Annotated in this window: 11 protein-coding genes; 10 read left to right on the top strand and 1 reads right to left on the bottom strand. The window is 63.5% G+C overall.

The window, feature by feature from the left end:
• Nucleotides 1-62: 62 nt before the first annotated feature.
• The 6 genes from ACODSO_RS20990 (at nucleotide 63) to ACODSO_RS20965 (ending at nucleotide 6,814) form a co-directional block, all read left to right on the top strand.
• Entirely contained in the window at nucleotides 63-479 is a 417-nt protein-coding gene (locus ACODSO_RS20990; RefSeq protein ID WP_331712348.1) for a WhiB family transcriptional regulator, read from the top strand.
• Nucleotides 480-627: 148 nt separating this feature from the next.
• Entirely contained in the window at nucleotides 628-1,830 is a 1,203-nt protein-coding gene (locus tag ACODSO_RS20985; RefSeq protein WP_068368189.1) for an acetyl-CoA C-acetyltransferase, read from the top strand.
• A 44-nt stretch (nucleotides 1,831-1,874) separates the two neighbouring features.
• Nucleotides 1,875-3,794: an acetate--CoA ligase gene (acs, locus tag ACODSO_RS20980; protein ID WP_489038642.1), complete on the top strand. Its 1,920-nt coding sequence runs from the start codon at nucleotides 1,875-1,877 to the stop codon at nucleotides 3,792-3,794.
• A gap of 87 nt (nucleotides 3,795-3,881) precedes the next feature.
• Nucleotides 3,882-4,670, top strand: coding sequence for an enoyl-CoA hydratase/isomerase family protein (locus ACODSO_RS20975; protein ID WP_489038641.1), 789 nt, complete (start codon nucleotides 3,882-3,884; stop codon nucleotides 4,668-4,670).
• A 269-nt stretch (nucleotides 4,671-4,939) separates the two neighbouring features.
• Nucleotides 4,940-5,758 carry an SDR family NAD(P)-dependent oxidoreductase gene (locus ACODSO_RS20970; RefSeq protein WP_068368174.1) on the top strand — a complete coding sequence of 273 codons (819 nt, stop codon included), beginning with the start codon at nucleotides 4,940-4,942 and terminating at the stop codon, nucleotides 5,756-5,758.
• 51 nt (nucleotides 5,759-5,809) lie between these two features.
• Entirely contained in the window at nucleotides 5,810-6,814 is a 1,005-nt protein-coding gene (locus tag ACODSO_RS20965) for a GAF domain-containing protein (RefSeq protein ID WP_489038640.1), read from the top strand.
• 95 nt (nucleotides 6,815-6,909) lie between these two features.
• Here ACODSO_RS20965 and ACODSO_RS20960 read toward each other — a convergent pair whose 3' ends face one another.
• Nucleotides 6,910-7,362, bottom strand: a complete 453-nt coding sequence (locus ACODSO_RS20960; protein ID WP_068368169.1) for a helix-turn-helix domain-containing protein — start codon at nucleotides 7,360-7,362, stop codon at nucleotides 6,910-6,912.
• A gap of 1,113 nt (nucleotides 7,363-8,475) precedes the next feature.
• Here ACODSO_RS20960 and ACODSO_RS20955 point away from each other — a divergent pair.
• From ACODSO_RS20955 to ACODSO_RS20940, 4 genes are read left to right on the top strand one after another with little or no spacing between them, the layout of a single operon-like run.
• On the top strand, nucleotides 8,476-9,807 hold the full coding sequence (locus tag ACODSO_RS20955) for a hypothetical protein (RefSeq protein ID WP_231912300.1): 1,332 nt from the start codon (nucleotides 8,476-8,478) through the stop codon (nucleotides 9,805-9,807).
• A 49-nt stretch (nucleotides 9,808-9,856) separates the two neighbouring features.
• Nucleotides 9,857-10,450: a DUF8176 domain-containing protein gene (locus tag ACODSO_RS20950; protein WP_068368162.1), complete on the top strand. Its 594-nt coding sequence runs from the start codon at nucleotides 9,857-9,859 to the stop codon at nucleotides 10,448-10,450.
• A 55-nt stretch (nucleotides 10,451-10,505) separates the two neighbouring features.
• The gene (locus ACODSO_RS20945) at nucleotides 10,506-11,162 is read left to right on the top strand and encodes a hypothetical protein (protein WP_068368161.1); all 657 of its coding nucleotides are present in this window, start codon (nucleotides 10,506-10,508) and stop codon (nucleotides 11,160-11,162) included.
• Complete coding sequence (locus ACODSO_RS20940) at nucleotides 11,162-12,451, top strand: MinD/ParA family ATP-binding protein (RefSeq protein WP_489038639.1); 1,290 nt, start codon at nucleotides 11,162-11,164, stop codon at nucleotides 12,449-12,451. The genes ACODSO_RS20945 and ACODSO_RS20940 overlap by 1 nt, the downstream gene beginning before the upstream one ends.
• Nucleotides 12,452-12,473 lie beyond the last annotated feature (22 nt).

Genomic DNA, 12,473 nt, shown 5'->3' with positions numbered 1-12,473 from the left:
GATGGAGAAAACAGGAAATCAATGACCCACGGTAGCTGTAATCGGTCGCGCACCGGGCGGCGATGCCCAGTCCGACAAATAGGTGCCTTGGTATGAGTCGACAGAAGTACGCCGAGCCATGCCCTCGAACACTTCCCGCACCCGTAACGTTGTCGCCTGAACTGGTCGACGGGATCATGCGTCGATACCGAACCGGCACAGCGATTCTTGCGGTGCCGACCGAGGAGGTGTGGGCCTGGCAGAGGAGTGGGAACTGCCATGGTTACGCCTCGTCGGTCTTCTTTCCGTCGGAGTCACTACGTGGTCCCCAGCGGCATCGAGCGGAAACGGAAGCCAAGCGCATCTGCTCGAACTGTCCAGTTCGTGTCGAATGCGCCAACTATGCACTCGCCCATCACGAACCTCACGGAATCTGGGGAGGAACGACGCCGAAAGAACGAGCGCTCATTGCGTGGGAACTGAACGGCTCTGTGAGATGAGCCGGACGAGCACGTCGACCGACTTGTTACGAAAGAGTCGGCTTTCATTTCCATCGTGAATAACACGCCCGCACCAACATTCGCCAAATAATTCGACTTCGGTGACAGATGCCTGTCGCCCGCCAACGAATGAAAAGGACTCAACAGCATGAGCGACCCCATCTCGTCCGTGATCGTGGCCGGAGCCCGAACCCCAGTCGGCAAATTGTCCGGTGCGTTGAAGAGTTTTTCCGGTTCTGACCTGGGTGGAATCGCGATCAAAGGTGCGCTGGACAAGTCCGGTGTCGCCCCCGAGCTCGTCGAATACGTCATCATGGGTCAGGTTCTCACCGCTGGTGCCGGTCAGATACCCGCACGTCAGGCCGCAGTCTCCGCAGGCATTCCGATGCATGTGCCGGCCTTGTCGATCAACAAGGTGTGCTTGTCCGGCATCGACGCGATCGCGTTGGCAGATCAGATGATTCGTGCGGGAGAGTTCGAAGTGATTGTCGCCGGCGGTCAGGAGTCGATGACGCAGGCTCCACACATGCTCGAAAAGTCCCGCGCAGGATACAAATACGGCGATGTCACCATGCGCGATCATCTCGCGTACGACGGGTTGTACGACATTTTTACCAATCAGGCGATGGGCGGGCTCACCGAAGCCTGCAATGAAGGCGCAGGCGCAAGCACCCGTGAAGAGCAAGACGCATTCGCCGCGGCATCACATCAACGTGCGGCTGCGGCGTGGAGAAACAACATCTTCGACGGCGAGGTTGTACCGGTGTCGATCCCACAGCGTAAAGGCGACCCAATCGTGGTTACTCAGGACGAGGGCATCCGCGCCGACACCACCACCGACTCACTCGCCAAGTTGCGGCCGGCGTTCGCCAAGACCGGGACCATCACAGCAGGAAACGCCTCCACGATCAACGATGGTGCGGCCGCCGTTGTCGTGATGAGCGAAGCAAAGGCCGAGACCCTCGGGCTCGAGTGGATCGCGGAAATCGGTGCCCACGGTGTCGTGGCCGGTCCTGATTCATCTCTGCAGTCTCAGCCGGCGCGCGCAATCGACAAGGCGTGTGCGAAGGAGGGGATCGATCCCAAGGATCTGGACCTGATCGAGATCAATGAGGCGTTCGCCGCCGTTGGTATCGCCTCCGCACGTGAGCTCGGTATCGAAGCAAGCAAAGTGAACGTCAACGGTGGTGCCATTGCGATAGGTCATCCGCTGGGAATGTCCGGAGCTCGAATCGCACTACACCTGGCGCTCGAACTGCGACGTCGTGGCGGCGGCATCGGTGCCGCTGCCTTGTGCGGTGGCGGCGGACAAGGCGACGCCCTCATCATCCGCGTGCCGAGACGGCGATGAGCAGCGGTAGGAACGCCTCGACACCTCATCCGAAAGCAGCGCAAATGCCCTTTTTCCCTGACGTCTACGCACCCTCGGCCGAGTTCGCGGCTCAGGCGAACGCTCAGGCAGATCTCTACGCCGCCGCCGAAGAGGATCGACTCGGCTTCTGGGCCGAACAGGCTCGCCGACTCCACTGGCACACCCCGTTCACCGAAGTTCTCGACTGGTCCGACGCCCCTGTAGCCAAGTGGTTCGCCGACGGCGAGCTCAACGTCGCCTACAACTGCGTCGACCGCCACGTCATCGACGGACACGGCGACCAGGTGGCCATCCACTGGGAAGGCGAGCCAGGCGACAGCCGCGACGTCACCTACTCCGATCTGCTCGCCGACGTCAGCCAAGCCGCGAACACCCTGACCGAACTCGGCCTCGTCTCCGGCGACCGCGTCGCGATCTACATGCCCATGATCCCCGAGGCCATCGTCTCGATCCTCGCGTGCGCACGCCTGGGCCTGACCCACTCGGTCGTCTTCGCCGGCTTCTCGGCCACCGCACTGCGCTCACGCATCGACGACGCCGAAGCCAAGCTCGTCATCACCACCGACGGCCAGTGGCGACGCGGCAAGCCCGCCCCCATCAAGGACACCGTCGACGAAGCAGTCGACGGCGCAGCCTCGATCGAACACGTGCTCGTCGTCAAGCGCACCGACTCCGACGTCGCCTGGACCGACGGACGCGACCTGTGGTGGCACGAGACCGTCGCCAAAGCATCGAAAGAGCATGAAGCGCAGCCCTTCCCGGCCGAGCACCCACTGTTCATCCTGTACACCTCCGGCACGACGGGTAAGCCCAAGGGCATCATCCACACCTCCGGCGGTTACCTGACGCAGACCTCGTACACCCACCACAACGTCTTCGACCACAAGGCCGGCACGGACGTCTACTGGTGCACCGCCGACATCGGCTGGGTCACCGGACACTCCTACATCGTCTACGGACCGCTCTCCAACCGCGCCACCCAGGTCGTCTACGAGGGCACGCCCAATTCGCCCGACGAGCACCGACACTGGAACGTCATCGAGAAGTACAAGGTGTCGATCTACTACACCTCCCCCACCCTCGTTCGCACATTCATGAAGTGGGGCAAGGAGATTCCCGAGGCACACGATCTGTCCTCGATCCGCCTGCTCGGGTCCGTCGGCGAGCCCATCAACCCCGAGGCTTGGCGCTGGTTCCGCGACGTCGTCGGCGGCGGCAGCGCACCGATCGTCGACACCTGGTGGCAGACCGAGACCGGCGCGATCATGATTTCTCCGCTCCCCGGCGTCACATCCACCAAGCCCGGCTCGGCCATGACTCCGCTGCCCGGTATCTCGGCCAAGATCGTCGACGACGACGCCAAACCACTGGGCAACGGCGGCAACGGATACCTCGTTCTCTCCGAGCCGTGGCCGGCGATGCTTCGCGGGATCTGGGGCGACATGGACCGCTACAAGGACACCTACTGGTCGCGCTACGCCGAGGAAGGCTGGTACTTCGCCGGTGACGGTGCCAAGTACGACGAGGACGGCGCCCTGTGGGTCCTCGGCCGCGTCGACGACGTCATGAACGTCTCCGGCCACCGCATCTCCACGTCGGAAGTGGAGTCGGCACTGGTCAGTCATCACAGTGTCGCCGAGGCTGCCGTCGTCGGTGCCGCCGACGAGACCACCGGTCAGGGCATCGTCGCGTTCGTCATCCTGCGCGCGGGCATCGAGAACACCGGCGACGCATTGATCGCCGAACTCAAAGCCCAGGTGTCGAAGGAGATCTCACCGATCGCCAAGCCGCGGGAAATCTCGATCGTGCCGGAGTTGCCCAAGACGCGCTCCGGAAAGATCATGCGCCGCCTCCTCCGTGACGTGGCCGAGGGCCGCGAACTCGGCGACGTCTCCACCCTCGTCGACCCGAAGGTATTCGAGGCGATCACAAAAGGCCGCTAGCAAACACTCTCAGTCGATCGATCGGCACCAGCACCCGCAGTGCTTCAACGCAGCTGGTGCAACCTCGGTCTTTGACGCAAGGAAACTATGACCCAATTCGTGAAACTCCAGACGCCAGAGGATCACACCGGAGTCGGAATCATCTGCATCGACCGGCCGCCGCACAATCTGCTCAGCCGACAAGTACAGATGGAGATCGCCGCCGCGGCCGAGGAGACAAACCGACGCTCCGATATAAGCGCCGTGGTGGTGTACGGCGGTCCGAAAACGCTCGCGGCCGGAGCCGACATCAAGGAGCTGCACTCCATGACCTCGGCCGAACTGCGCGCGGATGCCCGCCGCCTTCAACAACATCTCGGTGCCATTGCGGACATCGGCAAGCCGACGGTCATGGCAATCACCGGTCTGGCTGTCGGTGCCGGTCTCGAGCTGTGCCTAGGGGCCGACCGACGTATTGCCGCCGCGAACGCGAAGCTCGGGCTCCCCGAAACCAAGTTCGGAATCATGCCGGGAGGCGGGGGCACACAGCGACTTGCTCGCTTGATCGGACCATCGAAGGCCAAGGAACTGATCTTCACCGGCCGGGTGATCGAGGCTACCGAGGCACTCGACTTTGGACTCGTCGACGAAGTTGTCGCGCCCGACGACGTCCTCGGCACCGCACTCGCGTGGGCGAGACAGTTCAGCGGGGCCGCTTCTATGGCAATCTCCCACTCGAAGCGTGCCATTGACCTCGGAATGGAAGTTGACCTCGCTGTGGGGCTGCAAATCGAGGAACGCTTATTTGTAGACATTTTCGACACGAAAGATCGGAAGAACGGCTTCCAGTCCTTCATCGACGACGGCCCAGGCCACGCGAATTACAACGGCGAATGACACCGGCACCGACGGTCAGTCGGAGTCTCAGGACTGTCTTGGACAGGCATTCCACAAACTGCACGAGACACGTGGCGCGCCTGGTAACCAGACTGCGCTCGCCAAACCGGATCCTGCGTGGAGCCGACCTGCTGAAGCCTGACTGGTAGGACTACGGCGGAACGCCAATGACACAAACCACAACACAGACCAACTGGTTTCTAGCGAAGCCGCGCCCCGTTCGTTACTGTGCCTAGTTACCAAGGGCACCGAGACGGGAGGAGTGGCCAATGCCGGGACATTGGAGAGCAGTGGTCACGGGCGCGGGCTCGGGAGTGGGCCGCGAGATTGCGTTGCAGCTAGCGCGCTCGAACTGGTCTCTTTCCCTCGCAGACAAGAACTTCGATGCCCTCCTCGACGTTCAGTCACAGTGTGCGGCTACCACCAAAGTCATGCACGCGACCCGTATGGACGTCGCCGACCGGTCCGAAATCGATTCGTGGGCAGCGTCTTCACGTTCCGAATTGGGCGGTATCGATGCGGTCTTCAACGTCGCGGGCATCCTCTACAGCGGCGATGTCATCGACACTCCCCCAGCTGACTTCGATCTCGTGATGGCAACCAACTTCGAGAGCGTAGTGAACAGCTCTCGCGCCTTTTTGCCCGACATCTTGAAGTCACCTCGAGGTCGAATCATCAATGTCTCATCCGTATTTGGGGTCATGTCCGCACCCGGCTACTCGGCGTACAACGCGTCCAAATTTGCCGTACGAGGTTTCACCGAGGCCCTCAACCAAGAACTGCGGCTGGCGTCACGAACCGCTCGTGCGACGTGCGTGATCCCGGGCGGATTGAAGACGTCTATCGCACGTTCAGCGCGAGCAGCACCTGGCGTGGATCCGACTCGTACGGCTGACCTCTTCGATCGACACGTCGCTCGAACCGATCCTGTCGATGCAGCTAGGAAGATCATCCACGGAGCATGGAAAGGTAAGTCGAGAGTGACGGTCGGCAACGATGCTCGGCTCGTAGACCTAGCGACGCGAGTCCTTGGTTCGCAGTACCAACAGATTCTGCCTGCGATTCAAGTTGCGCGAAGACGCTGGTAAGACGTCGCCGGTAAACAAACCACTCACCAGACCTGCGGGGGTCGGTCAACTATGTCGAATAGCTGGATCCTGATAGAGACGTTCGGAGACGAAGAGCCGTCGGTCATCGGAGTTGGGTCTTCGCCCAAGTCCTTTGTCTCACTTCGTAATGTTCTCCGCAGCTCCGGCAGCCGCAACGAGGCACTGGCCGCGGTAGCGGAGGCGCTCTCCACAGGAGCCGTGGTGGATCGGCTAGCCAAAGACCGCTACAGGCGAGTACTGGCCGAACCACTGCACACCTTCGCTGGCCGCACACATGGTGTGTGGGTGTGGCTCGGCCAGCGCGACGAGACTCCACCTCGTCGGGACGCCGCTGGGGCGTGGCAGTTCAACCTAACCAAGAGCACCGCAAGCGGTAGCAACGATCTACTCGACCTTTACCGCGTTCCGCAGGATGAGCGCGAAACCCAGCGTGCACTCGCCGGAGCGTTCACCCGACTTGTCACCAATCGCGACGAGAGCGAGGCGATGGCCAAGATCGTGCAATCAGCGCCGGGCACCACTCACCAAGCGGTCTGGACGGTGAGGCGGGACGACGGCGAACTGCGGGCTGCGCACTTCTCGTGCCGGATGATTGCCGAAGACGGGGTTTCGGGCACCGAAGTCATTTTGAGGGGTATCACCCACGACATCGGCCCCGCAGGGGAAATCAATATCGCTCCTCCACCTACGATTCTCGAGCATCGCGTTCTGGAGGCTTCCACCAAGGCGGGCGAGTACCGCGCGCTGGTCAACCTCAGAACTCTCAACTTGTTGCGCTGGTACAACTCTGACCCCGCACCGGATATCTGCTGGGAAAACCTTCCTGACGAACCGGTGCCGGCGATTCATCCGGACGACGTACCGATTGCGAAGCAAATGTCGAACGCCCTCGCACGCGAACGCGCCAACGGCGTGCTTCGCTTCAGAACTCTTGACGGAAATTGGAAGCCTATGACGATCGACGCGGTTTTGGTCTCGCTCGACCAGCACACTACGGCCGCACTCGTCACTCTGACCGAATTGTCCGAGGAGTAAATAAGTTCGCGGATTCATACGGATCCACATAGCTCATTGCGGACTGAGTGCAGTTGAAGCGCGAACGCTGGAAGTGCGTTTAATAGTTGCGTTTTCTACAGGGACTGTGCGCGTGTCGTGCGGGCATCGCGAGTTCGACTCCACGCAGCCGCCACCGTCCGAGTCGATACGCCATACGCTTTGGCTAACGACTCGATGCGCTCCTCGGTCGCGGGCTTGCGCCCACGTTCGATGTCGGCGAGAACGGTTGTCGACATCCCGAGCAGTTTTGCAGCGTCGCCCTGGGACAGCGCGGCGTGCACCCTCAGGTCGGACAATCTGAGCTGAGACTCCGGGATCGGAACCAGCGCTGCGACCGACGTGTGCAGGGCATTCGCGATCCGACCAAGCGTCGCAGGCGGTGGCGTCGAGCGCCCCGTCTCCCAGGTCGATACTGCCTGTCTGGTCGCGCCCACTTTCGCCGCGAGGTCGTCAGCACTGAACCCCGCACGTACCCGTAGCTCCCGCAACCGGTCGGCGCGAAATCCACGAACTCCGCTTCGCGGCACTGTCCCAACTCCCTGTCGACCTTGCAAGACAGTCTTATCTTCCTCGATCGACGACGACTGCGAACTCTTGTGCGTTTTATAGTTGCGCGTTACTGTTGCGGTTATGTACTCATTCGATTTGAGTCCCACAAAGCAGAACCGATTGCGCCATGCGCAGAACCTGTTCTACAGTCCTGATGCGCGCCCAACAGGGAATCCTCGGTGCTTGTCTATCTCGGCACTGCTTGTAGCGCGGGACATCAGGTCGGTCTGTTCACAGAATCCGTCCGATCATTCCTGTCGGGAGTTCTACATGTTCGCGTCTTTTGCCCTTGCAACATCGCAGTTGCAGTCGACGGCTGAGATCAGCATTTACCGTCGTCGAAGTTCAGCATTGGGACGAGGTGCGACGGCAGGTGCATCCGCCCGACATCGCCGCTTTCGCCGGGGTTACGGGGGCGAATCAAGGTGAGTGCCACACGGGATGCGATGGTGCCAAATTTCCTCGCGCAGAAACAGTTCTGTGCGTCAATCGTCGTAAATCGCACACATGGCGACTTGATTGCCTGCTCGCTTGAGCAAGGGCATTCCGGTCGCCACCAATACATCGGTGACGACGGAGCCCTGCTAGCAGAGTGGGGTCCATCCACATCGTGCAATGAGCGGTCCATTCCTACCCGTAAGCCCCAAACCTGACAGTCCGGACTGCAACCCGACTCGGATGGGCTTTCGCCGATAGTCCCACTCGTGAGCTACAGGAGCTCCCCGCGCCCTGTAGCTCAGCCGGTGGACCGGCGCGAGGTCGCGCAGTGAGCGCATTTCATCATGTTCAGCGCTGCGCGGCCCCGCCGGGACATCACCCTTGGCCCTCACACCCGTTCGCACAGAAAGGATTCCGATACCCGATGTGGATCTTCCAGCAGCCTTGGTTCTGGTCGGTGGTCTTCGGCTGGGTCTGAGCCTTTAGCACGTGATGGGTGCGTGCGACTGGCCCACAACCTATGGATCGCACGCACCCATCCACTTCTCTTCACCGACTTACCTATAACCAATTGTCGCCAGAACGGTTGCTCCGCAATCGCGTTCACCAGCACGACCCGATCGCCGGGTCGCACCAGGAAAGGATCGACACCAATGCCAGCATCACCGGGCACCGAAGACCACCGCTCATCCAAGAAGCGAGGGCGGGTGATCAAATCGCTGCCCGTCGTGGCCGCGGTGACGATCGCCGGCCTGACCATGCAGGCCGCTCCCGCGCAGGCTGCACCATCTCAGCCGGGAGTGACCAGTCCTCAAGGATCACAACCGGGCGTCACGAGCACACCGCAGACGGCACCGGCCACCCCGCCGCCGCCAGCTCCGAAACCGCGTGAGTACTTGGACGGCTACCAGCCCTCACCACAGGTGCAGCAAACCCCGTCGCGTAGCTACGACGACTACCTGGCCGGTAACCAGCAGTCCTCGAACTACCAGAACACCTACTACGAAGCCCCCGCTCCGCAGGCCGCCCCGAGCGAAACACCCCCGGCGCTGCAGGCGACTCCGCCGCCACCGCCGCCGGTCCCGACGGTGCAGCGCAAGGTCATCGCCCCGATCGAGGCCCCGCCCGGAACCTTCATCGTCGGCGGCACGTTGGTGCCGGTCGATACCAACATCGTCGACCAAAATCTGCTCACACGTACCAACAACACGTTGCAGGCGATACAAGCCGATGGCGGAAACTGGCTCGTGGACAACGGATTCGCCGACGCGCCCCGCGCCGACCGGATATCAGCGGGTACCGCGACCGGTGTCATCACCGGTGGCGCTGTCGGCCTCGCGGCATCGGTGGTCCCGGCCGCAGTGATCACCGGCACCGCTGCTGCTATCGGCGGTGGACTCGGAGTCGCCGCTACCGCCGGCACCGGTGCGGTCGTCTGGGGAGGACCGGTGGGTTGGGTCTTCATCCCCGGCGCAGCCGCACTTGCCGGAGCAGGCGTCGGTGCAGCACTGTCGGCACCGATCGTGCTGGGCCTGACCGGCGCAGGCGCTGTCATCGGCGGCATCCTCGGTGCCACCGTTCTCGGCGGCGAGCAGCAGATCATCGAAGAGCCGGCCCCCGCCCCTGTGGTGGTTCCCCCGGCTGCCGACAGCGTCCCGACGATCCCGCCGGCCGCGACAGTCGATCTCCCCGGCCCCATCGCGCAGGTTCGCGACAATCTCGCGGCCGACCCGAACGGCCGCCAGGTTCTCGCGGCGGCCGACGCAGCCCTTCAGAACGCGGCTCCGATCGTCGACAAAGCCGTCAACGATGCGTCGGTGTGGACCGCACCGGCGGCCTCGGCAGTGCAGGGCTTCACCTCGACGGCCCTCGAACAGCCGCAGGTGGCTCAGACCGTCGAGACGGTGCAGTCGGCTGCAGCTCCTCTGGTCGATCAGGCCACTGCCGCTCTCGGCGGCTTGCAGGCAGCGTTCGCACCCGCCTGATTCCGCCCTACAGCCAGCCAGTTGGACCAGCCAGGAAGGACCTATCCAGATGATGCGCCGTTCGACGACATCTCCGATTGCCAGTGCCACCGGCCCAGCCCGATCAGGGGTGCCGTCGAGCTCGCCCCGGGTGCCGCGATCGCGCCGACGCGCGGTCTCGGCAGCCGGGGCTGCTGTCGTGTTCGTGGGCGTCGCCGCCGCTGTGTTGCTCAGCGGTGGCGACTCCGAGCCGGACACACCAGCCGCCGACACGATCGCCTCGTCCTCCGTCGCACCGACAACCGTTGCCGCCGGACCGGATTGCTCGATGCCGACCGGTGACCAGAACAGCGGCCCTGGGGTCATCGCCGCGTTCGAGCACGCCTACTACGTCCAGCGATCGGGTGCGGCCGCGCACGCTCTGGTCTCACCGAACGCCCTGACGAGCGCACCGTTCACCGTCGAAGCCAACCTCGACGCAGGTATCGCCACCGTCCCGGCCGGCACCACCTACTGCCTCGACATCGACCCGCTGCGCACCGGCTCCTACACCCTCACCCTCACCGAGAGCGGACCGAACGGGCCCGGGACGCAGTACCGCCAACGGATCACCACCGACCAGGTCGACGGTCGCTACGTCATCGCCGCCATCGAGCAGGCATGAACACCCGCCGCCGCAGCACCGCGGCGAACAGCCATCACGAAAGGAACGCCAGGACATGAGCGATGCAGCGAGCGAATGGGCCGAGGCCGCCACCGCAGTACGACAGGCACACGAGACCCTCAGGGCGTCAACCGCGAGCGAGATCCGCGCCTGGGCAGAGCAGGCGGGCCTGTCCGGCTGGTCGATGTGGCAGAAGGTCAAACGAGAGCTCTACAAGCAGCTCGACCTCGACTACGACGGAATGCGCGCCAACGAAGCCGAGCAGGTCACCGACGCGGTCGCCTCCGCGGCCGCCGCCGCACCGGTGGTCGAGCTCTACGCTGCAGGCGACGAGCGCGGCAGCTTCGCAGTGGTCGGCGACGGCGACGAAACAGCCTGGTACGGAACATTCCACAGCAAGGACGCGGTGTTCCGTCAGGGCGATCAGACATCGGCCGACGACTCCGCGGCCGGCAAGGCAGCCTTTCTCGCCGGCAAACTACGCGAAGAGCTCGAAGCCCCCGCGATCCGGCTGATTCTGCACATCTCCAACCCGCACCTCGACGGCACCCGGCTCGCAGCCCTCGCGGCACGCTACGGAGTGCACCTCGAACGCCTCGAGATCGACGACGACAATCCGGCCACCGTGTGGTGCGAGGTTCCCGGACACCGTCCGTGGCAGGCGATCCGGCTCTCCGACCTACTCGTCGACGATCAAGCGGAGGTCGGCTGATGGCCGAACAGCACCCGCGCCCGGACGTCGACAACCCCGTCGCAGGGTACGAAGCCGAGGACACCGTCAACCTCCGCGCTCAGCGTCTTCGCCGACCCGAATCCGAACCGGACGAACAGCCTGCAGAAGACGTCCACACCGACACGACACCGGATCCGTACGGAGTCGGACAGGACGCACTGGCAGCGGTCGAGACACCCGATGTCGACCCCACAGCGTTCTACCGAGCGCGACTGTTCGACCGCCAGGAGGAAGACCCGACCGTCGAGCCGGCCGAAGCAGGCCTGCGGGGACGGCTCAATGCCGCCTTGGGAACTCACCTGAGGCCCAAGCCTGCATCTGCCGAAGTCAGACTGCGTCAGTCGATTCGCGTTGTGCAGCAGCCTCTTCCCGGGTGCTCGGTGGTCTCGGTCATCAACCCCAAGGGCGGGGCGGGCAAGACCCCGACATCGGTGATGCTCGGTTCGACGTTCGGTAAGCACCGTGGCCACGGGGTGACAGTGTTCGACGCCAGCGAATCACTCGGCAGTCTCGGCGATCGCGCCGCCCGCACCACCGATCCGGAGCTCACGGTGTGGGACCTGCTCGATCATGCACACGAGCTGGCGTCCTCGTCGGCGGTGTCGGGGTCGCTCAATGCGTTCCTGCGGCGTCAGCCGACGATGGAAGACATTCTCGCTGCGGACAATTCGGCCGACCGTGAGCGCAACCTGGGGTGGGACGAATGCGCTGCGGTGATGGCAGTGCTGCGCCGACACCGGGACCTGATCGTCATCGATACCGCCGCAAATCCCTTGGCCGAGAGCTGGCAGTGGGCCGTACAGCATTCCGATGCCCTGGTCGTTCCGCTCCCGCTACGCCTCGACATCGCCCGGCAGGTCTATCAAATGCTCGAGGGCATTATCGCTCGCGGCTACGGGCACCTGTTGGCGTCGACGGTCATCGTGACCTGTGCAACACCGGATTCCAACCCGCAGTTGGCTTCGGCGGTCTTCGAGGATCTGCGCAATCTCGGTGTCCAGGACAGCAATTTCATTCAGGCCCCGTACGAATCAGCGCTCGCCCGCGGTGACCGGATCCTCTACAAGGACCTCCCGCCCGCCACGATCGAGGCCTACACCAACGTCACCGCCCTGGTCGCCGACAACGTCGCCGCGGCACGAGCCGGCGCGGCCTATCAGTTCACCGATCCGTACTCCCCGCAATCGGTGTACCGCCAGCCCGACAGCGCGCCGCCCCCACAGCTTTCGCAGTGGGAGCGGCGCAGCCGCGACCGTCGCGGAGCCTGACCCGTCCCCACCCCGCTCAAGC

This window comes from Rhodococcus sp. FG69 (assembly GCF_057808915.1).
Note: the sequence above shows the minus strand (reverse complement) of the source record. Positions and strands in the feature narration are given on the sequence as shown.